The 22,778-nt window shown below is 37.7% G+C and carries 23 protein-coding genes and 4 pseudogenes; 7 read left to right on the plus strand and 20 right to left on the minus strand.

Annotated elements, in window-relative coordinates:
* Positions 1-58: 58 nt before the first annotated feature.
* From LIT25_13950 to LIT25_13960, 3 genes and pseudogenes are all read right to left on the minus strand, one after another.
* Positions 59-384 (minus strand): annotated as a pseudogene (locus LIT25_13950) (DUF3231 family protein).
* A pseudogene (locus tag LIT25_13955) lies at positions 372-626 on the minus strand (hypothetical protein). Before LIT25_13955 ends, LIT25_13950 begins: the two co-directional pseudogenes overlap by 13 nt.
* 37 nt (positions 627-663) lie before the next feature.
* Positions 664-1,686, minus strand: coding sequence for a DUF3231 family protein (locus LIT25_13960; GenBank protein ID USK31769.1), 1,023 nt, complete (start codon positions 1,684-1,686; stop codon positions 664-666).
* A gap of 347 nt (positions 1,687-2,033) precedes the next feature.
* Here LIT25_13960 and LIT25_13965 point away from each other — a divergent pair, with 347 nt between their 5' ends.
* Positions 2,034-2,273 carry an SMI1/KNR4 family protein gene (locus tag LIT25_13965; GenBank protein ID USK31770.1) on the plus strand — a complete coding sequence of 80 codons (240 nt, stop codon included), beginning with the start codon at positions 2,034-2,036 and terminating at the stop codon, positions 2,271-2,273.
* A 1-nt stretch (position 2,274) separates the two neighbouring features.
* Here the strand turns inward: LIT25_13965 and LIT25_13970 are convergent.
* Positions 2,275-3,395 (minus strand): IS3 family transposase gene (locus tag LIT25_13970; GenBank protein ID USK31771.1). Its coding sequence is split into 2 segments (ribosomal slippage): positions 2,275-3,146 and positions 3,146-3,395, totalling 1,122 coding nucleotides; the frame shifts between segments, so codons are not numbered across the junction.
* Between the two features lie 93 nt (positions 3,396-3,488).
* On the opposite strand from LIT25_13970, the gene LIT25_13975 reads away from it, so the two are divergent.
* The 4 genes from LIT25_13975 (at position 3,489) to LIT25_13990 (ending at position 6,921) form a co-directional block, all read left to right on the plus strand.
* A complete protein-coding gene (locus tag LIT25_13975; GenBank protein ID USK31772.1) occupies positions 3,489-4,034 on the plus strand; it encodes a hypothetical protein in 546 nt (181 codons plus the stop codon).
* Positions 4,035-4,447: 413 nt separating this feature from the next.
* Complete coding sequence (locus tag LIT25_13980) at positions 4,448-5,251, plus strand: hypothetical protein (protein ID USK31773.1); 804 nt, start codon at positions 4,448-4,450, stop codon at positions 5,249-5,251.
* Positions 5,252-5,796: 545 nt separating this feature from the next.
* Positions 5,797-6,006, plus strand: coding sequence for a YuzF family protein (locus LIT25_13985; GenBank protein USK31774.1), 210 nt, complete (start codon positions 5,797-5,799; stop codon positions 6,004-6,006).
* A gap of 24 nt (positions 6,007-6,030) precedes the next feature.
* The gene (locus LIT25_13990; protein USK31775.1) at positions 6,031-6,921 is read left to right on the plus strand and encodes a manganese catalase family protein; all 891 of its coding nucleotides are present in this window, start codon (positions 6,031-6,033) and stop codon (positions 6,919-6,921) included.
* A 1,152-nt stretch (positions 6,922-8,073) separates the two neighbouring features.
* Here LIT25_13990 and LIT25_13995 read toward each other — a convergent pair.
* The 11 genes and pseudogenes from LIT25_13995 to LIT25_14045 all read right to left on the minus strand — a co-directional run bounded on the left by LIT25_13995 (position 8,074) and on the right by LIT25_14045 (position 16,518).
* Positions 8,074-8,565, minus strand: a complete 492-nt coding sequence (locus LIT25_13995; protein ID USK36282.1) for an N-acetyltransferase family protein — start codon at positions 8,563-8,565, stop codon at positions 8,074-8,076.
* Between the two features lie 265 nt (positions 8,566-8,830).
* Positions 8,831-9,951, minus strand: a protein-coding gene (locus tag LIT25_14000; GenBank protein USK31776.1) for an IS3 family transposase whose coding sequence is annotated in 2 segments (ribosomal slippage) — positions 8,831-9,702 and positions 9,702-9,951 — 1,122 coding nt in all. Because the reading frame shifts where the segments join, the coding sequence is not laid out codon by codon here.
* 78 nt (positions 9,952-10,029) lie between these two features.
* Positions 10,030-10,194, minus strand: a pseudogene (locus LIT25_14005) (adhesin).
* 24 nt (positions 10,195-10,218) lie between these two features.
* Positions 10,219-10,647, minus strand: coding sequence for a dual specificity protein phosphatase family protein (locus tag LIT25_14010; protein USK31777.1), 429 nt, complete (start codon positions 10,645-10,647; stop codon positions 10,219-10,221).
* Positions 10,648-10,661: 14 nt separating this feature from the next.
* Complete coding sequence (gene trxB, locus LIT25_14015; GenBank protein ID USK31778.1) at positions 10,662-11,612, minus strand: thioredoxin-disulfide reductase; 951 nt, start codon at positions 11,610-11,612, stop codon at positions 10,662-10,664.
* A gap of 177 nt (positions 11,613-11,789) precedes the next feature.
* The gene (gene arsA, locus LIT25_14020) at positions 11,790-13,568 is read right to left on the minus strand and encodes an arsenical pump-driving ATPase (GenBank protein ID USK31779.1); all 1,779 of its coding nucleotides are present in this window, start codon (positions 13,566-13,568) and stop codon (positions 11,790-11,792) included.
* 21 nt (positions 13,569-13,589) lie between these two features.
* Positions 13,590-13,952, minus strand: coding sequence for an arsenite efflux transporter metallochaperone ArsD (gene arsD, locus LIT25_14025; protein USK31780.1), 363 nt, complete (start codon positions 13,950-13,952; stop codon positions 13,590-13,592).
* Between the two features lie 91 nt (positions 13,953-14,043).
* The gene (arsC, locus tag LIT25_14030) at positions 14,044-14,463 is read right to left on the minus strand and encodes an arsenate reductase (thioredoxin) (protein USK31781.1); all 420 of its coding nucleotides are present in this window, start codon (positions 14,461-14,463) and stop codon (positions 14,044-14,046) included.
* A 34-nt stretch (positions 14,464-14,497) separates the two neighbouring features.
* On the minus strand, positions 14,498-15,793 hold the full coding sequence (locus LIT25_14035) for an arsenic transporter (GenBank protein USK31782.1): 1,296 nt from the start codon (positions 15,791-15,793) through the stop codon (positions 14,498-14,500).
* A gap of 15 nt (positions 15,794-15,808) precedes the next feature.
* On the minus strand, positions 15,809-16,156 hold the full coding sequence (locus LIT25_14040) for a metalloregulator ArsR/SmtB family transcription factor (GenBank protein USK31783.1): 348 nt from the start codon (positions 16,154-16,156) through the stop codon (positions 15,809-15,811).
* Between the two features lie 113 nt (positions 16,157-16,269).
* Positions 16,270-16,518 (minus strand): helix-turn-helix domain-containing protein, encoded by a 249-nt coding sequence (locus LIT25_14045; protein ID USK31784.1) that lies wholly within the window; start codon positions 16,516-16,518, stop codon positions 16,270-16,272.
* A 233-nt stretch (positions 16,519-16,751) separates the two neighbouring features.
* Between LIT25_14045 and LIT25_14050 the strand changes: the two genes are divergently transcribed.
* Both LIT25_14050 and LIT25_14055 read left to right on the plus strand, forming a co-directional pair.
* A complete protein-coding gene (locus LIT25_14050) occupies positions 16,752-17,075 on the plus strand; it encodes a hypothetical protein (protein ID USK31785.1) in 324 nt (107 codons plus the stop codon).
* A gap of 39 nt (positions 17,076-17,114) precedes the next feature.
* Positions 17,115-17,564: an HNH endonuclease gene (locus LIT25_14055; GenBank protein ID USK31786.1), complete on the plus strand. Its 450-nt coding sequence runs from the start codon at positions 17,115-17,117 to the stop codon at positions 17,562-17,564.
* A 122-nt stretch (positions 17,565-17,686) separates the two neighbouring features.
* On the opposite strand, the gene LIT25_14060 is transcribed toward LIT25_14055, so the two are convergent.
* The 5 genes and pseudogenes from LIT25_14060 to LIT25_14080 form a co-directional block, all read right to left on the minus strand.
* Positions 17,687-18,952: an MFS transporter gene (locus LIT25_14060; protein ID USK31787.1), complete on the minus strand. Its 1,266-nt coding sequence runs from the start codon at positions 18,950-18,952 to the stop codon at positions 17,687-17,689.
* Between the two features lie 56 nt (positions 18,953-19,008).
* A complete protein-coding gene (locus LIT25_14065; protein ID USK31788.1) occupies positions 19,009-19,206 on the minus strand; it encodes a hypothetical protein in 198 nt (65 codons plus the stop codon).
* Positions 19,207-19,276: 70 nt separating this feature from the next.
* Positions 19,277-20,647, minus strand: coding sequence for an NAD(P)-binding domain-containing protein (locus tag LIT25_14070; protein USK31789.1), 1,371 nt, complete (start codon positions 20,645-20,647; stop codon positions 19,277-19,279).
* Between the two features lie 86 nt (positions 20,648-20,733).
* Positions 20,734-21,791: pseudogene (locus tag LIT25_14075) on the minus strand (NAD(P)-binding domain-containing protein).
* A gap of 54 nt (positions 21,792-21,845) precedes the next feature.
* The gene (locus LIT25_14080) at positions 21,846-22,295 is read right to left on the minus strand and encodes a MarR family winged helix-turn-helix transcriptional regulator (protein ID USK31790.1); all 450 of its coding nucleotides are present in this window, start codon (positions 22,293-22,295) and stop codon (positions 21,846-21,848) included.
* Between the last annotated feature and the right edge of the window lie 483 nt (positions 22,296-22,778).

A 22,778-nucleotide genomic window follows, 5' to 3' on the forward strand; every position in this document is an offset into this window, starting at 1 on the left:
AACAATGATAGACTTTACGGATATTTCTTTATTCCCAATAAAAATAAACAACCCTCGGTTAAATTAAATAGTAACCGAGGGTTTCATTTGTAAAATAATGTCTTATGACATAAAAAGGAAGGAATCGTTGTCGTACCCCTTGTACATGAAACTGTCCGAACATCATAGCTATGTCTTCTCGAATTGATTGCCCCATAATCGTACTACACGATACTAATCCTTGTGCGATGTTCATTGAAATAGCAGCTGCTATTTCTGGATCCTGAAAACGTGAATGGCTTCCTCCAGTAATTTTTGTAGGTCTTTATCACCTGCATGGTTTAGGTGAGTTTGATAACCTGCAATTAACCCTAGTGGGAAACAAGAAATCAAAAGCCATCCCATATAGCAAACATATAAAGACAGGGATAAAACATAAGCCATTGATAGTTAACATGGTCAATAGCTGCTTAAATTTCACCTTGAAAGCTATACATAATCACTTTATTGAAATTTGATTGAACGTTAACTATAAATTCTGATAGTATCAAAAGTAGTCCTTTGAGAAACTTACCATTTAAAATTTGTCCAAAGCCAGGTAATGCAATACTCCAAAGGACTTTCTCCATTCGTCCTTCCTTTGACATTTAACCACTTCCTACTGGTTAACCAATCCAAGGAATTTTAACTATTTTGGTTCTTTTTTCTTGCAAGTTTCTCTTTATCCATCGTTCCGGGTGGTTGTTCGATCCATTCATTACTAATCATGATGTCGAGACCATCCTTCGCATATTGAGCGATTTCAAGTGATAGACGTTCGTAATTTATGGCTAAATCATTTCGCTGACTTGCGGCTGCTGCCGTTGCATAATTACCTGTTCCAATGGCACTTAACAATGACATAAAAAACATTGTTAATTTATCTGAAAACGGCGGTGTTGTTGAATCAGTAATAGCAACTTCTGACGAAAGAGGTGGTTGTATATCGTTATCTATAAGCATCTTTGTAAAGACTTGAACATGTTTTTTTGTAATATCTCTTCCTCTTAACATCCATTTTTGAATATTTTCACTCGAGGATGTTTGAGCAAAACTAAGTGCCAAGCTTCCTCCTATAACGTTGGTTTGGGTATTCATATGTAAGTAAGATATCTCTATTGCATTTAGTGGTCTTTTGTTGGTAAATGGATTTAACCCACTAAAATAATTTTTGCTGTCTATAAAGTCTGTTTTAGTTGGATAAGCAATATAAGGTGCTCTAACAAATAATCCTTTTGAAAGAGATACATCCGCACCAGTGTTGTATAAGTTAGATACTTCTGTAAGCCCCTCCATAAAATAGGCTCTTATGTCTTTTCTAGCACTCATTGCAACGTAGCCACCATATGCAAGTAAACCAGCTCTCGATATGTGGCCAATATATTCAAGCATAAACGTATCAGTATATAAGCGAGGAGCATTCATATTCACATCTTCACTTGAAAATGCTGTAGGTAATGGGAGTTGTTCTTCTTGAAACAAATAAGTAAGTTTTTCGATGTGGGTAGATGAAAGGTCATAGGCTTGTTGGATAATAGAACGAATTTCTTGATCCTCTACATCTTTAAGAAAATAACCTAACATGCACTTGGACATACTATCATTCATGTAAGCAGTCCAAATTGCGCCTATTTCGGCTGAGGTTAGTTTTGTACGGTTTTCGGTCATAATTAGTTACCTCCAAAGAATATTTTTTCTGACATAGATATATCCTTTGTAAATAATCGTATATTATGACAAAAGCTACCTAAAGCTAATCTTTAGTCAATAAGCAGTAGAAAAGGATCTTCGTTTGAAGATCCTTTTTTAATACCGATAATATCTGATTATGTTAACTAGATTTGTATACAGCATTCATATTTTCCTTAGAAACCTTGTTCAATTAAAGGGCCAGATTCTGAAGTAAGAAAGGAAATTAGATAGTTCATCTTGAATTTGTAAGTTATTCCATTAAAGGGCAGGATTGTTTAATAAGGCATAAGAAATATATGTAATATAAAATAAGAGTGTAAGGGGTGCATATTATCAAAAAGGATTTCTATAAGGGCAAAGATTTTTGGAAAAAGAATAACAAAGATAAACGGATTGAATATCCGATAAACGATGAAATCATAAAAAAAGCAGAGAGTATTTTAGGCATAAACTTCCCTCAATCATTTACAAAGTTAATGAAGATACAAAATGGCGGGGAATTAAATTATCCTTACTTTATGTTACCTGAAGGTGATACTGAAAGTATGGTATGTCAACACTAAACTAGACAGTTTTCTTAAGGTGTAAATTTTTGTATTCTCGTGGGCTTAAATAACCCAATGTTCCATGAATTCTTGTTCCATTAAACCAGTTCACATAATCAAATAGTTCCCTCTTTAAGTCGGATAGTGATTCGAAGTGGCGTTTTTTCACAAACTCTGTCTTGATAATTTTAAATGTTGCCTCCGCAACCGCATTATCATATGGGCAGCCTTTCATACTCATAGAACGCTTGATTTCAAACGTTTCTAAGGCTTCGTCAATCAATTTATTCTTGAATTCACTTCCACGATCCGTGTGAAATAACTTGATCTTGTTTAGATCAATTTTTATCGAAGAAATCGCTTGATACACAAGCTTTGCGTCCTTCTGTGGACCAGCACTGTATCCGATAATTTCCCGATTATAAAGATCAACAAATACACATATGTAATGCCATTTTTTCTCGACTCTCACATACGTTAAATCACTGACAACCACGTTGTAAGCTGCTTCTTGTCTGAACTCACGGTTTAGCTCATTCTTTTGCTTCGATTCATTACACGTTGAGACATGGGGCTTGAACTGGGCAATGGTATAAGTGGACACTAGGCCTTGCTCTTTCATCACTCGACCAATCCGTCTTCTTGAAACCTGGTATCCACATTTCTGGAGTTCCACTTTAATTTTGCGCGTGCCATAGTTTTGGCGGCTGGCATGGAAGATTTCTATCACTTTAAGGGTTACCTCATCTGTTTGAGGTAGAATTTTTTCTTCGTAATAATATGTGCTTCTTGAAATCTTGAGGACGTTACACATTGCTGATACCGAGTATTTGTGGGCGTTATTTCGAATCACATTTACTTTCGTCCCATGATCAGCGCGGCTTGCTTTAAAATATCATTCTCCATTTCTAGCTGTTTATTTCTCTTCATTACCTCAGCCAATTTCACTTGATCAGGCGTTAAATGATCTTTTTCTTTAAACGAACCTGAGTTGCGTTGTTGACTGATCCATTTATCTAGTGAGGAGGGAGTCAGGTCATACTCCCTTATAATTTCTTTGCGTGGCTTTCCATTTAGATACAGTTGTACGATTTGTTCTTTAAATTCTTGCGTAAATGTTCGGCGCTCTCGTTTAGTCACAGTAGAATCTCCTTTTATCGTTGTTTTCGTTAGTCTACTTGACCTTAAAATAATTGTCTAACTTAGTGTAGCCGATTCAAAGTAAGAGACCCAGTGGCTTGGGCAACTAGCATCCAAAAGGCCATTGATTTATGGGGAAGAAAATTAGCGTCAGTATTTGGAGTGCACAACTGGCCTCGTTTTGGAAACCAAACAGCAATTGAATATTTGGAAAAACAAAGAGACTTATATCAATATATAAATGACCAAACATTAAGGTTGATTAATAAAGGGTATACAATTGAAGAGGTTGGAAGAATGGTGAAGCTTCCAGAAAGTTTGACGGGTGAATGGTATAATAGTGAACTTTATGGAACTGTCAATCATAATGCAAAAGCAGTGTATCAGAAGTATATCGGCTGGTATAGTGGAAACCCGGTTGATCTAAATAAATTATTACCTGAAGAATCAGCAAAAAAATATGTGGAATATATGGGTGGAGAGGAACGTGTTATAGAGAAAGCTAAGCAGGACTTCAGGAAAGGAGAATATCAATGGGTTGCAGAGGTTACAAAACAGGTTATTTATGCAAATCCAAGTAACAGAGAAGCCAAACAGACCTATTACCTGAATGAACATATTGATTCCTATAAGGATTAATGTATGGATGGGTATAGTTGTTCAACATATGACCTCCTAAAATTTATTTTGATTTAATGTAGTATATGAAGGGCATGACATCAAGGAACCTAGTAATATCGTTTGTTCCTTGTGTCCATAACACATATAAAAACTCCTCTTGAATAATTTATAGTTAGTTTCTCTAACTATTTTCTTCTGTATCGTTAGATAAGGAACTCCTTAATTGTAAGTAAAATGGGTCCTTTGGTGCGCAAATCGAAACAAATGAAATAAGGGAACAGGTTCATCGTCCCTGTCCCATTAAATACTCATTTCTCCATGGGCCAGATTCAGCAATATTTGAAATAGGCACAAAACTTACAAATTTGTCATACCATTATTATCAGGGCTTTCACAGATTTAAGGAGATGAAAATGATGTATCGAAACCCAATGTTGAATGAATTTACTGATGATAATGGTAATGTTAATAAGTTTGTCTCAACATTAGAAGAGAGAGGTTTTATTGTACAGGAAGGGGAATTAAGGTATATAGACATACTAAAGCTTGTCAGTGAAGGTGTTGTGGATAATGCTATGGGGAATCAAGCTGGTGCTCCCTATTCACCCGTCTTACTGCCGCCAGCTCCTAATCAACATCCATCCGAAGGACAGGAACCTCCAATTGGATATGACCCGGATGCGCCTACTAATTATCCTTCTAATATAAATTATATAGTACCTGGATTTACTTATAAACTCAGGCCTGATGAGGCTGTTGTATTAATCGGACAGACACCTCCACCAGCTGTTTACTTCGGTTTTCGGAGCTACCTTGGGTTTGTTGAAAATAAACCTGGAAAGGATTACAGTGGGACTGTAACGGCAGGAGATGCCGAAAAAGGTTTTTATCACGGTATTTTTGCAAGCCTCGGTGATCAATTAAATAATTTCAATATCTGGACTGAAAATACTCAAGGAGGAACAGCCGGCAATCCTTTTAACAGTTCTACAATTATTATCAGCACGGCTGACCAGAGTGTAAATAAACAAATGCGCGATGCGTTGGCGGGAGCAGGCTTTGATCCGGATATCATGAATGATGACAATATTCCTATGGGTTTGGTTAACATGGGGCTTGAAAAGGGGAAGGATACCTTTTCCTTTATCATGAGAGCTGCGATATGGGCAGAAAAATTTATTGGTGATCAATATCTTAATAATTCATGCTCAAAGCCAGGCTCATCTTGCAAATAATAAAAAGCAACCAGAAGACCGATTGAGTTTGCACTGGGGGGATTGTCCAATCCCATATCGTCCCCATTTTCGACTCTTCTAATGTTCTCCAATCAGGAATGAGGACTTCAGGTAAATTGTTATACACAACTTCCAGTAACTTGATAATATTGTTTTGACGTTGAAACAGTTCGTCCTGACGTTGAAATAGTTTGTCAAGAGTTTTCGTTATACTTTGAATGGCATTACCTGTGCCATAAAGTTTATTCTGGAGCTCTACAAGCCCTTGCTGTATCTTTTCAATTTTATTGTCAATTACATCGGCGTATGCGAGCCATAGCGTAAATTCGTACATAAAAGGATTAGATTAGTCATGCCTAGGTCCATTTTAAAAAATTGGCTATTGCTAGGTCTAGTTTCGTATTGCCAAAAATGTGCTATTGCCGTTTATTATTTTCAGGATAGTATTTAACAAAAAGAGTCAAATTGAACAGTTGTTTTTCAGTCTTTTTTCATATCGAGAAACATATACTCAATAAGAATGACTTTAGAATAGGAGGATCTAAATGACAAACAACGACCTGTTAAGCTTTTATGATCCCTATGTTTATCAGACATTAACAACCATTGTTGGCAAAATGGTTACTGTTCAAACCATAAGAGGTAGCGTTCGTGGCTCCTTGAAAAATGTATTGCCAGATCACATTGTTGTCGAATCTAACGGAACTCCCTTTTTTATTCGTACCCAGCAAATTATTTGGGTTTTTCCTGGTTAACAAAAAGGAAGTGGAGGGGAAATAATGTTTAAAAGAATAAATAAATTGGTAATTGAACTTCCTATACCCGCACACGGCGATATGAATGCTGCAGCAGCAGTACAAGAGCTCTTGGGTGGCAAGTTTGGGGAGATGTCTACCTTAAATAACTATATGTTTCAGTCTTTTAACTTCAGAAATAAAAAAAAGCTAAAACCATTCTATGAGTTAGTGGCAAGCATTACAGCAGAAGAATTTGGTCATGTAGAACTTGTTTCTAATACGATTAATTTGTTATCGGTAGGTAATACTTTTCCAGGGAATCCGGATATCACTCCACTTCAAAATGGGAAGGATGCGAGAAACACCCACCATTTTATTTCTACAGCTCAAACGGCTATACCAGGTGATTCAATGGGAAGACCTTGGACTGGTGATAATGTTTTTAATAGTGGAAATCTGGTTTTAGATTTAACACATAACTTTTTTCTAGAGATTGGTGCACGTACACATAAAATGAGAGTTTATGAGATGACTGATAACCCAGTTGCTAGAACCATGATTGGGTATTTACTTGTTCGTGGAGGAACACATATCCTCGCCTATGCGAAAGCAATCGAAATTGCTACAGGGGTAGACTTGACGAAAATGCTTCCAGTTCCAAATCTTGATAACTCAAAATTTGATTATGCCAGACCGTTCATAGAAAAAGGCTTAAGCAATGTGCTATTCACATGGAGCGAAACAGAATACAGGGATATCGGAATGATTTGGAAAGGAACAAATCCGGAAAATGGGCAACCGCTTGAAGTGAAAATTGGTACTCCTGAAGGCGGACCAATTCCAGACTTAGAGGAATTACCTGAAGAATTTGCTCCTGGTATTACTAGGGACGATTATGAATTAATCAAAAAACGTCTAATGGAAAATTTATAATGGATTTTTTGTAGGAAAAATATTAATAAAATTTGGATTTGTTTAGCGAACGGCAACAGCCACTTTTCGCTATTTTCATTCATACTTCAACAATCCAAGTTGACACTTAAATAGAATCAGTTTGAAGTCGTCTTATGAAAATTTTCCTTGTTTTTTTTATTGTTCTTGGAGAAACTTAAGGAATTTCTCTTGTACATGTGGATGATTAATTAACCTCTTAACAACTTAAACTCCTAATTTGTGTTTGTTAATTAATGATTACACTCTTATTTTAACTTTTGCTGAAACTCCCTCGTGATTTAAGTCACTAAAATATCGAGAGTTGGTGAACATTTTTGTGAAATAGTGAGCAAATGAATTCAGCACATGAAGCACAGGTGAAGCACGTGCTTCTCATGGCCCTATCTCAACAAAAACAGAAAAAAGCAAGAGAACCGTTATCTTGCCTCTTTCTGTTTTTATGGTAGACACTCATGCCGCGTTGCGGCATTGGAGAAGATCGCTTTTCCGGTTTGTTGCAGCTGATCATACTCTGGCTTCCCTAAGTTTTTTATTATTCGTAATCTCAAATCTTATATACCCCTTAAAACCTAGATATAAAGCCATTTTAGGACACACTAGAAAACTATAGAAAATTTTACTTTCCACGCTGGCAGCGAAGAGGTCAGTTATATTAGTCTCCGTAGTTCATGACAATAAATAAGAGCCTCCCCACTCAGGAAAGGCCCCCTACTCACTGTTACATCTTTATTTATCTTTACTTACAAGTAGTGAACAGCACTCCACATGCGTAGTATTAGGTATTTATGAAACCCTAGTTATTACACTTTATTTAATTGATTTAAGTGCGTAAATCCAAGTTCCTTCATACTTTACGGTTAAATGAATTTACTTTAGAAACTTAAGTGTGTGGTCATCGTGTGATCATGTGGTCAATTTGTTATCACTTTAAAATAAATATTTATACACATTATTGACTATTATTTAATATGGTAGAACGATGAATAAGGGAGGTTTAATTCACCCTCCCTTTTTTTATTCAGCTATCACAACTTTTATCGTGCTTAATTCTCATCTGTTCTTCACTTACACACATATAATTTCTTTTTGTTTTTTGCATCAATTTTGTTGTCTTCCAATAGGTATGTAACATTATGAAATATTGTTTCTTCTTTCTAAAAAGACAACGTCTCTCCATACACCATTCATTTTACCGATACGTTCTCTGATCCCTACTTCTCGAAATCCTTCTTTTTTATGTATTTTTAAACTAGGAATGTTTGCCGGAAAAATTCCTGCTTGAAGTGTCCAAAAACCTTCTTTCTCACTTAAATCTATAATTGAACGAAGTAAGGCACTTCCAATTCCAAGACCTTTATTTGTATGGTTTATATAAATGCTCACATCTGCTACTCCTGCGTATATGCATCTTCCTGAGACAGGACTTAATGCTGCCCAGCCAAGAACATTCTTTTCAACTTTAGCAACTAGTCGACAAGTTTTGGAATGACCTTCATCCCAGCTTTCCCAAGAAGGGGCATCCGTTTCGAATGTAGCATTTCCGGTCGCAATGCCTTCAAGATAAATGGATCTGACTTGTTCCCAATCATTGTCCAACATTTTTTCGATCTGATATTGCAAAATAAACACCTCTCATGATTATTAAATTAATCTTTTCATACCTTTACAACTTATCATAAAATTCAGTTTACTTATTACTGAAAGAAAAAAAGTCTCAGAATTCTAATTAGATTTCTGAAACTTTTATAGTTAACAGCACTCGCTGCCGCCTATTAATACAAATCCTGCTCCATCAGCAGTGTTCTCTTTGTCTAAGGTTACTTCTTCTACAGAAGAGGAGATTTGAGGATCTAATGCAACCTTGATGCCATGGTATGTCAACACTAAACTAGACAGTTTTTTTAAGGTGTAAATTTTTGTATTCTCTTGGACTTAAATAACCCAATGTACCATGTATTCTTGTTCCATTAAACCAGTTCACATAATCAAATAGTTTTCTATTTAAGTCGGATAATGATTCGAAGTGGCGTTTTTTCACAAACTCTGTCTTGATAATTTTAAATGTTGCCTCCGCCACCGCATTATCATATGGACAGCCTTTCATACTCAAAGAACGCTTGATTTTAAATGTTGCTAGGGCTTCGTCAATCAATTTATTCTTGAATTCACTTCCTCGATCCGTGTGAAATAGCTTGATCTTGCTTAGATCAATTTCAATTGAAGAAATGGCTCGGTACACAAGCTGTGCGTCCTTCTGCGGACCAGCACTGTACCCGATAATTTCCCGATTGTAAAGATCAACAAATACACATATGTAATGCCATTTTTTCTCGACTCTCACATACGTTAAATCACTGACAACCACGTTGTAAGCTGCTTTTTGTCTGAACTCACGGTTAAGCTCATTCTTTTGTTTCGATTCGTTACACGTTGATGCATGGGGCTTGAACTGGGCAATGGTATAAGTGGACACTAGACCTTGCTCTTTCATCACTCTGCCAATCCGTCTTCTTGAAACCTGGTATCCACATTTCTGGAGTTCCACTTTAATTTTCCGCGTCCCATAGTTTTGGCGGCTGGCATGAAAGATTTCAATCACCTTGAGGGTTACCTCATCTGTTTGAGGGTGAATTTTTTCTTCGTAATAATACGTGCTTCTTGGAATCTCGAGGACGTTACACATTGCTGATACCGAATATTTGTGGGTGTTGTTTCGAATCACATTTACTTTCGTCCCATGATCAGCGCGGCTTGCTTTAAAATATCATTCTCCATTTCTAGCTGTTTATTTCTCTTCATTACCTCAGCTAATTTCACTTGATCAGGCGTTAAATTATCTTTTTCTTTAAACGAACCTGAGTTGCGTTGTTGACTGATCCATTTATCCAGCGAGGAAGGCGTCAAATCGTACTCTCTTATAATTTCTTTACGTGGCTTTCCAGTTAGGTATAGTTGTACGATTTGTTCTTTAAATTCTTGTGTGAATGTTCGGCGCTCTCGTTTAGTCATAGTAGAATCTCCTTTTTTCATTGTTTCCGTTAGTCTACTTGACCTTAAAATAATTGTCTAACTTAGTGTAGCCGATTCACCATTTACTTCTTGAATGATGTCCGTTTCTAGAGGTGCATCTAAAGATAAGCCGATTTGTGGACCGCAGCACCCCGAACCCAATGAATAGACTCTAATACCTTCAGCATTACGTTCTTTAAAAATGCTTTCTAATAATTGTTTTGCATTCTCTGTAATTTTCAATTTCTCCATCTCCCTCATTGTAAGTTAAGCGTTTGGGTATAATCTTTTTAACGTTTCTTGCATTTCAGGCTTTACATTGATTTTTGGGCGAGCTGTTTTAGCAATGTTCTCTGCTTCTTCGATCGTTTTTGCTTGTTCAAGTTCTAATAATGTTCCGATTGCTACTGTACCGGTACGGTTACTCCCACCCTGACAATGGAAATATATTTTTTTTCCTTCCTTATACGCACTCACCACTTGCTCAATGGCTTCTTTTACTGATTCATCTTGTTCACCTGCATCGTCAACGATTGGGCTATGAATACGATTATATTCAGGATTATGGTTTTTTGCTTCTGCTCTTAAATCGAATACGATGTCAGCTTTTTCATTATTCATCATATCTTGTGCATCATCTGCACCGCCAATATAAATGCGATTCTTGATTAATTCGTGATAGTTTTTCGTTGTCATGTTGTATTCCACCTTTAGTATAATGTTTGACTCCAGTCATGTGTTGCTTGACCTTCTAAGTATCTTTCCGCATCTAGTGCTGCCATACAGCCTGTTCCAGCTGCAGTAATGGCTTGACGGTATTTCTTATCTTGTACATCTCCACATGCAAAAACCCCTGAAATATTGGTTTCTGTTGTACCTGGAATGACATTAATATATCCTGTTTCATCTGTATCAATTTGTCCATTTAAGAACGCTGTATTCGGAAGGTGACCAATGGCTACAAAGATCCCATCTGTTTCAATCACTTCTTCTTTACCTGATTGATTATCCTTTACCTTTAACCCAGTTACTCCCTTTTCGCCTGACAGGACTTCTACCGGTGTTTTGTTCAACTTCCAAGAGATTTTTTCATTGTCTCTCGCACGATCCTGCATGATCTTCGATGCACGGAGTTCATTTCTACGGTTCACAATGACAACTTCACTGGCGAATTTGGTTAGAAAGTTTGCCTCTTCCATCGCAGAATCTCCACCGCCGATGATAATGACTTTCTTACCGCGGTAGAAGAAGCCATCGCATGTCGCACATGTGCTGACTCCGCGACCGATGTTTTCTTTTTCACCTGGAATATTGAGAAGCTTCGCAGATGCACCTGTTGAAATGATCAAAGCTTCCGTTACAATTTCACCTAAACCATTTACCTGTAAACGAAAGGGCTTTTTAGACATGTTTACTTCTGTCACCCAGCCACGCTTAAATTCTGCTCCAAAACGTTCTGCCTGTTTTCTCATGTTATCCATAAGCTCAGGACCCATGACACCATCAACAAAGCCAGGAAAGTTCTCGACTTCTGTAGTAAGTGTTAATTGACCTCCTGGTTCAGTTCCTTCTATAACAATCGGGTTCATATTTGCACGTGCTAAATAGATAGCTGCTGTTAAACCTGCAGGACCTGTTCCTAAAATGACCACTCTATTCATGATGATGATCCCTCCATTTTTGTCTTGTTAAAGCACACTTATTAAGGAAACAAATTTAAGTCAAAGTATATGGTTAAAAATCTAAACAGACTATAGAAAAACATACCTAATAACATCGAAACCGAAAATGTGATCAGAGGGTTAACCGGCTTTTTAGGATTATTTTTCATTGTCTTCTCACATGGTAGATAAATAATCCATTAATTTTTCATAACCAAGCTTTTCTTCCCTCATCCATGGAATAATGGCTGTATGTGAAGAAAAATCTGATTTCACTTTTTGAATCCAATCCTTTTCTGACATCGCCCTTCCACTTAAAACCGGGTCTTTTGTATCCGTCGCATATAAACTCTGGTTAATGACCCACCATTTTGGTTCAATCTGTGCACGTTTCAAGTCTTCCTGCAGTCTGCCGGCTTCAAGAACGGGTGTTGCTTCTGCAAGTGTGACAATGACAACCCCAGTTTCTTTTGAATCTCTGAGCCGAGGAAGCAGCTTTTTCACACTCTCTGGAACTTCACCTGTGGCCCTGGTCATTTCTTTATGATAAGCCTCCGCAGAATCAAGTAATAACAAGGTGTGACCTGTTGGAGCTGTGTCAATCACCACAATTTCTTGTTCTGATCGGTCTACAACATCCGCAAATGCCCTGAATACAGCAATTTCTTCTGTACAAGGTGAATTTAAATCTTCCTGCAGGTACGCAAGACCTTCTTCATCCAGTTCATTTCCAGCATTCAATAGAATTTCACGTTTGTATTTTTCGACTTCTTCAACGGGATTGATACGGCTGATAGACAGATTGTCCGTACCAATGCCTTGCTCAAACATATACTCTATATGTGCTGCCGGATCAGTTGTTGTTAAATGAACCTTATGACCCTTTTCTGCCAAACCAACAGCTATCGCAGACGCCACAGTAGTTTTGCCAACTCCCCCTTTACCCATTGTAAAAATAACTCGTGTCCCGTCATGTAAAAAGCTATCAACAACTTGGTGTAAACCAGGTATTGATATAGAGCCTTCTGTATGATCCTTAATCTTTGAAACAGGCAAAGTGTATTGTTTAAATAAATAACGAAGATTTTGAATGCCTGTCAGAGAATACGAAACAAAAGGCAGGGAATAGGTGACTACTTGTTTTAACGCAGCAGGCATTTCTAGTAAGGCATGACGCTGACGGTGATAAAATGCAGCTGAAACCTCATCTTCAGACACGTGCGTTTGCAACAGCCCATTAATTAGAAGCAGCTGATTGTTAATCCCAATTTCTTTTAACTCAAGTGACGCTCGATTGGCTTCATACAAAGAGGACGCATCAGGTCGAGAAACTAAAACTAATGTTGTTTGGCTGGGATCTGATAATGCTTCAACTGTTTTCGAGTACAAATCTTTTTTATTTCCTAGTCCGGATAAAGGCCCCAAACATGATGCTCCATGAGTGCTTTCCTCTAAAAAGCCACTCCAAGCGGTTGGAAGCTGCAATAATCGTAATGTATGCCCTGTTGGAGCCGTATCAAAAATGATGTGATCATAAGAATCTACAATGGCAGAATCACCGAGTAATCGTGTAAACTCATCAAAAGCAGCAATTTCAACAGTGCATGCCCCTGATAATTGTTCTTCCATGGTCGCTACAACAGTGTCCGGAAGCTTCCCGCGATAAGGACCAACAACTTGTTCCCGATAAGCAGAAGCCGCCTCTTCTGGATCAAGGTTACATGCATATAAATGTTCGACAGAAGGGACTGGGACGATTCGATTGGTCAACTCCAGTTCAAGCACATCCTGCAGGTTGGAGGCAGGATCTGTACTGACTAATAAAACTTTTATTCCCTGATCTGCCAGGGCAACTGCTGTGGCACAAGCTGTTGATGTCTTACCAACACCGCCTTTCCCAGTGAAAAATAAGAAAGGAGTGCCGATTCCATTTTTCGGATTATAAGGCTGGTACATTTCAGATCACCTAACTTCCTATTACAATTGATTGAGATTGATGGACAGTCTTGCTTTTGGTTTTTGAGTTAATTCATCCTGTTTTACATTAAACCATGTTGCAAGTTCTTCATTTGTTGGATATGTTCCCTCTTTTACAATTTCACCATCCAAAAGGGTAAGAGGTAATACGTCTGGTCCTTTTTCGTGAAGCAATTGATTAATTGCTTGATTGTCAGTGAATGCCCCTGGATCGTTTGCCAGATTGTATCTCGTTACGCTATATCCTTTTTGGCTTAATGAATAAACCGCAGATGCCACCCGTGTTAATTCAGGATCGACACTCGGACCGCAAACTCCTGTTGAACAGCACATTGCCGGATCAAAAATTTCTACTTTTTTCATCATTGTAAGCTCCTTCATTAAAATATAATGATTTACTTATACGTCTGATAGAAGGAAAGCCGGGAGATTATCTCACGGCTTTTCTGTTTAATTATTCGCCAGTCTTGGCAAAACGCTCAATTCTTTCACCAATCTCATCACGCACACGCTGGAAGAACGCCCATTTTTCTTCTTCCGTTCCTTCTGCTTTCGCAGGATCATCAAATCCCCAATGCACGCGTTTGATATGCGGAGGTGTAACAGGGCAATTGTCAGCTGCATGTCCGCAAAGTGTAACAATCAAATCAGCATTGTTTAAGATTTCAGGATCAATCACATCTGATGTTTGGTTTGAAATATCAATACCTGTTTCTTTCATTGCCTTAACAGCGTTAGGATTTAAACCATGTGCTTCAAGTCCGGCACTTTTCACATCCCATTCTTCGCCAAGATGTTTTTTCGCCCAGCCTTCAGCCATTTGGCTTCTGCAAGAGTTTCCAGTACATAAGAAGTAGATTGTTTTTTTAGACATAGTTGTTGTCTCCTTTTAAGTTGAGTTTGTTGGTTTAAATAATGAGCAGCCACAGATAGAGTCCAACAAGAGTAATAAACAAGGTTGGAATCGTTAAGATGATACCTGTTTTAAAGTACGTGCCCCAAGAGATTTTGACGCCTTTCAAGCTCAAAACATGGAGCCATAAAAGCGTGGCAAGAGATCCGATTGGCGTAATTTTAGGTCCTAAATCTGAACCAATCACATTTGCATAAATCAATGCTTCTCTAAGCGTGCCCGTCGTATCTGTATCGGCAATGGCTAAAGCATCAATCAAGACTGTGGGCATGTTGTTCATTAAAGAAGAAAGGATTGCAGCTATGAATCCCATAGAGATGGTTGCAACAAACAACCCTTGATCGGCTGCCATTTGAATCACATCAGCTAAAACAGATGTTAATCCAGCATTTCTGAGTCCGTACACGACGACATACATCCCGATTGAGAAAAAGACAATTGCCCATGGTGCCCCTTTTAACACTTTTTTGGTATGAACAGCTGGGCTTCGTCTAGCCATAGCTAAGAAGAAGATGGCTACAACACCGGCGACAATCGATACTGGAATGTTCAAGAACTCACTGATAAAATATCCGATTAGCAAAATCCCAAGTACACCCCAAGATAAGCGGAACATTTTCTCGTCTTTGATGGCTTCTTTAGGAGTTTTTAAATCTTTAAGATCATAATTCCTCGGTATGCTTTTACGGAAGAACATATAAAGAACCAAGATACTGGCACCTAACGCAAAGAAGTTAGGAACAATCATCCTTGAAGCATATTCGATAAATCCAATGTCAAAGTAATCAGCAGAAACGATATTAACCAAGTTGCTGACGACTAAAGGCAAAGACGTTGTATCGGCGATAAACCCACTTGCGATGATAAATGGAAACACCATTTTCTCTTCAAAGTTCAGGTTTCGAACCATTGCAAGAACAATGGGAGTTAAAATGAGAGCTGCACCGTCATTCGCAAAGAACGCAGCTACCAGTGCTCCTAAAATCGATACATAAACAAACATTCTAACGCCGTTTCCTCTTGCTGCTCTCGCCATATGTAGAGCAGACCATTCAAAGAAACCAATCTCATCTAAGATCAGAGAGATGATAATAATTGCAATAAATGCAAGGGTTGCATTCCATACAATCGACGTAACATCAATGACGTCACCAAAATCAACTACTCCAACTAATAAAGCAACGATAGCTCCCCCACAGGCTGACCACCCTATGGAGAGGTTTTTTGGCTGCCAAATCACCAAGATGAGAGTTAAAAGAAAAATGATGGAAGCTAAAAGTACTGAAGTCAATCTTTCTTCCCCTCTCTATTCACATGTAATACGTAAACCTTGTGCTTCTAAATCTGTTAGTAAGTTATCTTGTGCAGGTAAATAATCTAATAATCCTTTTATGAATGGATAGTATTCACTTTCTTTATTCATTGAATAAAAAATCCACTGACCTTTGCGTTTTTCTTTCACCAATCCTGCATCACGAAGTTTACGCAAATGCTGACTGATCGCAGGCTGACTTGTTTTAAAAATCGCTGTAAATTCACAGACACAGCATTCGTTTGTCTCAAGCATCTTCACCATGGTGAGCCTTGTCTTATCCCCAAGCAATTTAAGGATTTGGGATACTTTTTGAATATCGAGCGTTGAAGTCACTTCCATACCAACACCTCCATGTCGAAATCATTATATAATAATTCACTTATGTATGCAAAAGATAAATATCAAAACTTTCGTCTTAATTCATGAGATATCGGCTTTTTGGAAGTATAACCTTATTCAGGACAAGGAAAGGATGGAGGGTTACACCAAATCTTTAATTTCAGGTCATCGAAGGGGATGCTAAGTACGTTAGAAATCTCAGCAATTAACGAATCCGTTGGATGTACCTCTCCTCGTTCCAGTCGTCTAATAAATGAAACAGATGTTTTTAATAGCAATGCAAATTTCTCTTCTGAGATGTAACTCCTTTCTCTCGTATGATTAATAAACTCACCAAATTCCTCACAAGGTTTCTGCAGCATAAACATCCTCCTTAATCACCATATAACATTACACTTATATAATAAGACACTTATGTATAGGGATTATGTAGAGAATGTAAATTTAGTGTAAACCTTTTTACCATTCAAACTTAAAAGGTTTTTAGCATTTATCATAAGAATCACCTAAGGTTAATTCTAAAACTTGGTATTAAGACAGTAACTAGAATTGGGCTTTTTTGTTATATAATAAAAAGAAAAAAGGGGGGAAACTAATGGCTCCAAAAGATGAACATTTAGCTCTTAGTTCTGGAATTGGCTTAGCAGGATTTGCTGTTTCAAATTTCTGGGACTATAGTTCAGAAGTATTTGAGATTTATAAAGATGAAATTATTGATTGTATTGTCAAACCAGATAAAATGACAGCTGTTCATTGGTATATGCATTTCTTTCAAGATATTAAAGAAGAGTTGCATAAACTTTGGAACAATGTTGAAGTGGAATGGGTTTATAGTTATATAGAGAGAACGCTTGATGAAGTTAACTTACATCCAGACCTTCCAAAACCTGACTTTGACAGTTGTATAGATGAGTATTGACATCATAATTGTGGTTGTAGTGAGATAATCCATGAATGGATGGATTATATTAAAGAGAATCAAGATAAAATAGATGAGTTAATTGTACATTCAGCATTTCAATTTATCTTTCAGGATAGAAAATTCTTACACGATTTTCATTTAGAGTTAGCGGAATTTCTTATAAAATATATGGATGATATCGAGAGTAAATATCCTCAATTTGTAACAAATAAAAAACGAATAGCACGTAGATATTTTCCTACTTGGTTAACTTCAGCAGTTTTTTACAGAGATAAGGGAACTTGCTCTAATGCTGACTGTCGATGTGATCTGTCTAATTTAATTAGAACACAAAATAAAATACATATAGATCATATTGTCCCCTTAGAGCTCTTTGGTAGTAATGATGCTTCAAATTTTCAGCTTTTATGTGAAACTTGTAACACTACCAAAGGGGCGAGGTCAACTGCTACCAGCTCTATAAACGTCCCTTTTTGGAATTTATAAAGATTCTTTAGCTAACAAGTGGCGTAAGTAAAAGATGCTTACAAAATTTAAAGCCTGAGGGAAATATCCCTCAAGCTTCTTTCTATGTAATTCATTTAATATTACTTCAACACAACTGGAACTTATTTAGATATTGAGTTTCTTGATTCTATAGGATTCAAGGCTGAAGCCTTTTCTTGAAAATAAAGGATCATCCAAAATGAGGCTAACACAATAAAGATTCCTGCCCCACCCCAATAGAGATATGTAAAGCCATTTTCAATTTCAATTAACATGTAACTAATAAACGGGCCTAATGCCGCCCCAACATCTTGAACAATTGAGTATAGAGTAAGAAAAGAAACAACATTTGCAGTCCTTGCAACATCAATCGCTATGGCATCAGTTACTGTAGAAATAGCTATCGCACCGATCATCACCAACAACGTAATTAAGATCCATCCAATTAACGGTAATTCAATCGAGATTATCCCAAATGTCACCCCAGTAATAATGAGTGAAAAGACGAAAATAGGGACTCTTCCATTTGGTCCATCCGACCAGATTCCAAATCTTCTGCCTAAGAAAGGTTCCCACATCCACCTAGCAGATTGTATGAGACCAGATAAAAAAGTCACGCTAATAATGAGACCGAATAGATTGATATGCTGACCATAATTACGTTCGATGAGAGAACTTAAAGTAGAAGTAAGGACACCTTGGAATAACATAGTGGTTAAAAATCCACTTACAATAAGGAGATTCTTTTGTTTATGAGCAAATGACAAATGAAAAGTGGATTGTGCTCTAGGCTTCTTTTCAACCTGTGTACTAAATCCTGTACCAAAGGTATAAAAAATGAATGGCAGACCTATTAGAGTAAGACAGCCAAATAAAATGGAAACGGATTGTAAACCTACAATGGGTACAAGGATTCCCCCAAGCAGCATTCCAATTAAACTGCCTAAACGATATATGCCATTGTATATACCCATTGCTTCACCGCGACGGTTCTCATCCGCATAATAAGCCACACTAGAAAGTCCACCAATTCGGAAAAAAGACCAGGCAATACCCCATATCCCACGTAAAATAATCCAGGCAATAAACCCTTTAAATAATCCATACCCTAATGTGGTAAAAGCTCCTATCAAAATAGCAATGATTAGTCCTGTCCGTAATGAGATCTTTTTATAAATCCATCCCACAATGGGGTTAAAGGGCAATCGAATCAACCGATTGATGGAAAGAAGAATTCCTACTTGCCAAATGGAATCCAATCCAGCTTCTCTCCAGAAAATTGGCAAGGCAATATATAGCATGGAATCTCCCAATAAACTTAATGCAGTAATGATTGCGACAATCACAATGACGTTTGAATTACGGGATTTGCTTATTGAATCCTGCATGCAGCATATCGCCTTCTTTCAAATATGAAGATTTAACCTCTCTTCTTAAGGTAAATTCATTGTTTTATTTCTTCATATGCCTGAAGAAATTGCTGATAGCTTTCTTTGCCTAAATAATCTTCTTTTAATCGAAACAAGCGTTCAAACGTTAGGTCACGAGCCTGTTCAATCGGACATTCGAACGCATTCATAATCAGCTTCATATAGGCAATAAAATATTCTTTTCTCAACGCTCCTGCATGATTAATGACCATATTTCACCACACTTCTTTCTAAATTATATTCCAGAAAGGGAGAATAGTTAGATCTCCCTTTCTGCATGTTTTAACAGCAAGAACTAGTTTCGTCACATGAGGATGTGGATTTAATATTAACACTGCAAACACCAGTTTCAGGGAGGTCTAATTCCACTTTTTCAGCTGCATCATGGTCACCGCTAAGGGATGCAACTACAGACCGAACTTGTTCATAACCTGTTGCCATCAGGAAGGTAGGAGCACGTCCATAACTTTTTGCACCCACAATATAAAAATTCTTTTCCGGCTGACGAAGTTCCTTTTCCCCATGCGGACGAACTGTTCCGCAGCTGTGGAGATTCGGATCAATCAGTGGTGATAACGCTTCAACACTTTCGGTAGCAGAATCAATGGATGTCCGAATTTCACTGATCATAGCAAGATCTGGACGGCTGCCTGCGTTAACAATCAATTGATTTATTTCAGAGAGTGATCGCTGTTTTCCATGTTGGGTACCTACAATGTCCATTCCTTTGTCAGATTTTTTAAGGAACTGAATAAGAAAAGGAGTTTCAACGGTAATCAGGTTTGCATCAACCAGCTGATGGATGCGGCTGCCTAGGGCTCCTCTGGCAGCAAGAGCATCTTTTTCTTCACCGCCATATGCATCTTGAACATTCTGTCTTCTCATTATCCAAATGATCTCCGTTTCCGGGTAGGATTCTTTCAGTTTTGCCAGATCCAATAATGCATTAATTGCTGAATGACCGCCGCCTACAACTGACACCCGTTTATTGGCATAGCGTTCTTTTTCTTTTCCTAAAATGTCAGGTATTCCGTAAAAGATTTGATTTTTAAGAGTTTTTTCCTCTTTAAGCCATATTCCATTTGAATTTGATGGATTTGGATTTCCCCATGTACCAGTAGCATCTAACACAGCTCTCGCTTCAAACGTCTTAAACTCGCCATTTATTTCTGCGTAAATGATAAACGGCACATGATCACGATTCGCCGTTTTCATTTTATCGGTATCTTTTTTCCCAATGGACAAAACCTTTGTATTTAGATGTAAAAACGGTTTAATTTCAGGAAGGTTGGAAAGAGAATGCAAATATTCTTCAACGAGTTCTTTTCCTGTTGGCAAAGCTTCTAAATCCGGTTGAGTCCAGTCATGCTTTTCGAGTAAGGCTGACGCAGCTTTATCAATGTTATATCGCCATGGTGAAAATAACCGCACATGTCCCCATGATAATATATTTGCCCCTACTTGATTGCCAGCTTCTAATAGGAAAAAGGATTCTCCTCTGCTTTCTAGATGGGCTGCGGCTGCAAGACCTACAGGTCCACCGCCTATAATCGCAACAGGCAACTTGTTTGTTTCTTGAGTAACCTCAGAATTTGTTGGTGCATTTTGAGCTGTTGGGGCACAGCACCCATTTGATATATTTAATTCGTTCATAATAATCCTCCTCATAATTTTGTATTTAGAATAAAATCAAAGAAAATTGATATTGATGAAAAAAATACAAATAAACGTTGTTGAAATCACTTATTCAGATGTTTCAAAAGCTTTTGCAAAACATACTTAGCGTCTCCTCCCACCCCCCTTAAAGTAGCGGAAGAAAAGGAACGCTGACCTTCAAACCGACATAGTAAATACCGGGGACCGACGTACTTACGCCTGCTACCTGTAATGGATTCCCTTCGGAGTCCAACGCCCCAATAGGGTTAAGGTAGGAAAGATTGAGACGATACCCAGTTGCAAAGATGACCGTATCCACTGGCTCCATCTTTCCGTCCGACCAGATCACACCATCAGTGTAAAAGGATTTAAACATGGGCAGTTGATCCGGCTTTCCCTCAGCTAGTCGTGACTTGTATTCACCTAAATCTGCGGCCGCATCTGGACTTGGCGCCTTTTTGCCAAATCTCCAAAATGGGAAGGTGTCTAAGCCGATAACCCTAATCCAAAAATGTAAATCTTGCCCTAATACCCGTTGTTTCACGAGTTGAACGGGCTGCCGTACAGCTAAAGACGTTCGGCTTAATTCACCCAGTTCAATTGCAATTTGAACGGCGGAATTCCTACGCCCCACAACCACAACCCTTTGATCAATAAAAGGTTCCGGATTCCGATATGTTGAAGAATGTAGGACATGACCCTTGAATGTCTGTTGTCCCTTTATTACAGGGATAAATGGACTGTGAAAAGAACCGGTTGCATTGATGATGGTTCTGGTCTGAAATGTATCCCCAGAGATCGTTCGAATTCTAAACACTTCACCGTCTTTCTCTACAGACTCAACTCGCTGATTTGTAATGACCGGCAACTGAAATTCTTTCATGTAATCTTGCAAGTAATGAATCACTTCATCTCTAGACGGATAATGATCAGGGGGTCCCGGGAATTGCATGCCAGGTAACGAAGAAAAACGTGCTGGAGAAAACAATTTCAGACTGTCATAATAATTAGGCCAAGAGCCCGTTGCCTGCTCACTCGCTTCTAAAATCAGAAAGTGTAGCCCTTTCTTTTGTAAATGATGTCCGGATGCAAGGCCTGCTTGCCCTCCTCCGATTACAACGGAATCCAATATTCCTTTCAACTTAAATCCCTCCTATAAATTTATTTGCATTTTGCAAGTATTGATTAAAAAGAATTACCCCAATGGCGGTGTGCAGCAAACGCTGGATTTTGCCATGGAGTCATTCAACAGCTTAATGGAGCGTATGACTGTTTCTTTTTCAAATTCGTTCATATGAGAGAAAACTTCATTTAAATAAGCATTCATCTGATGATCAATCGTTGTTGCAATATACTTACCTTCAGTAGTTAAAGAAAGAACGTAAACTCTTCTATCATCAGGATGAGTCGTTTTTTTGACTAAGTTCATCTTAATTAATGATTGGATTTGTCTGCTGAATGTCGTAATATCCGTCCCCAATGCATCTGCTACTTGTTGAATAGAAGGTTGATGCATATGGTCGATTTCATAAAGGATATGGCTCTGTATTAATGAAATATCAATTCCTCCTGCTGTACAGCAGTTTTTATTAAGTAAACCAAAGCGTCTGGTCATGATTTGAAATAATTCGCGTGTGTTTTCCATGTAAATTCACCTCATAAGATAGTTATACACTTATTATTTGCAAAATGCAAGTAATTTATTTGAATTTTTCAGTTTATTCTTTATCTTGATGATTAAAGTAACTCATTACTACTTATTGTTGTTCACTATACTAAATGCATTCATTGGAGTGAAGTACATGAAAGAAAGGCTTGGACAGCAGATAAGGGACTTACGATGCAGAAAAGGTATGAATAATAAAGAACTTGCTAAAGAGTTTGGTGTTTCTACAGGTACTTAAGTCAATTAGAAAACGGTAAACCCCTTATAACTAGCCGGTAGGTTAAGGAAAGTTCTAAACTAACTGGAGTTCCCTAAATTTTTACCGCAATAAAATTAAGTCCCATACAATCAAACTAAGAGGAAAGAGATATTAATTCTGGACTCTCTGCATTTCTTATTCCACAATACCAGCTACTAGGAGGTCAAGAACTTATTAAAAAATGAACTAATTTCCGTGATATA

The organism is Bacillus sp. F19 (assembly GCA_023823795.1).
GTDB lineage: Bacteria > Bacillota > Bacilli > Bacillales > Bacillaceae > Bacillus_P.

Coding starts and splice junctions, on each gene's coding strand:
- LIT25_13960 (USK31769.1), bottom strand. CDS start 1,686: ATGACCGAAAACCGTACAAAACTAACCTCAGCCGAAATAGGCGCAATT.
- LIT25_13980 (USK31773.1), top strand. CDS start 4,448: ATGTTGAATGAATTTACTGATGATAATGGTAATGTTAATAAGTTTGTC.
- LIT25_13985 (USK31774.1), top strand. CDS start 5,797: ATGACAAACAACGACCTGTTAAGCTTTTATGATCCCTATGTTTATCAG.
- LIT25_13990 (USK31775.1), top strand. CDS start 6,031: ATGTTTAAAAGAATAAATAAATTGGTAATTGAACTTCCTATACCCGCA.
- LIT25_14010 (USK31777.1), bottom strand. CDS start 10,647: ATGACAACGAAAAACTATCACGAATTAATCAAGAATCGCATTTATATT.
- trxB (USK31778.1), bottom strand. CDS start 11,612: ATGAATAGAGTGGTCATTTTAGGAACAGGTCCTGCAGGTTTAACAGCA.
- arsA (USK31779.1), bottom strand. CDS start 13,568: ATGTACCAGCCTTATAATCCGAAAAATGGAATCGGCACTCCTTTCTTA.
- arsD (USK31780.1), bottom strand. CDS start 13,952: ATGAAAAAAGTAGAAATTTTTGATCCGGCAATGTGCTGTTCAACAGGA.
- arsC (USK31781.1), bottom strand. CDS start 14,463: ATGTCTAAAAAAACAATCTACTTCTTATGTACTGGAAACTCTTGCAGA.
- LIT25_14040 (USK31783.1), bottom strand. CDS start 16,156: ATGGAAGTGACTTCAACGCTCGATATTCAAAAAGTATCCCAAATCCTT.
- LIT25_14045 (USK31784.1), bottom strand. CDS start 16,518: ATGCTGCAGAAACCTTGTGAGGAATTTGGTGAGTTTATTAATCATACG.
- LIT25_14050 (USK31785.1), top strand. CDS start 16,752: ATGGCTCCAAAAGATGAACATTTAGCTCTTAGTTCTGGAATTGGCTTA.
- LIT25_14055 (USK31786.1), top strand. CDS start 17,115: ATGGATTATATTAAAGAGAATCAAGATAAAATAGATGAGTTAATTGTA.
- LIT25_14060 (USK31787.1), bottom strand. CDS start 18,952: ATGCAGGATTCAATAAGCAAATCCCGTAATTCAAACGTCATTGTGATT.
- LIT25_14065 (USK31788.1), bottom strand. CDS start 19,206: ATGGTCATTAATCATGCAGGAGCGTTGAGAAAAGAATATTTTATTGCC.
- LIT25_14070 (USK31789.1), bottom strand. CDS start 20,647: ATGAACGAATTAAATATATCAAATGGGTGCTGTGCCCCAACAGCTCAA.
- LIT25_14080 (USK31790.1), bottom strand. CDS start 22,295: ATGGAAAACACACGCGAATTATTTCAAATCATGACCAGACGCTTTGGT.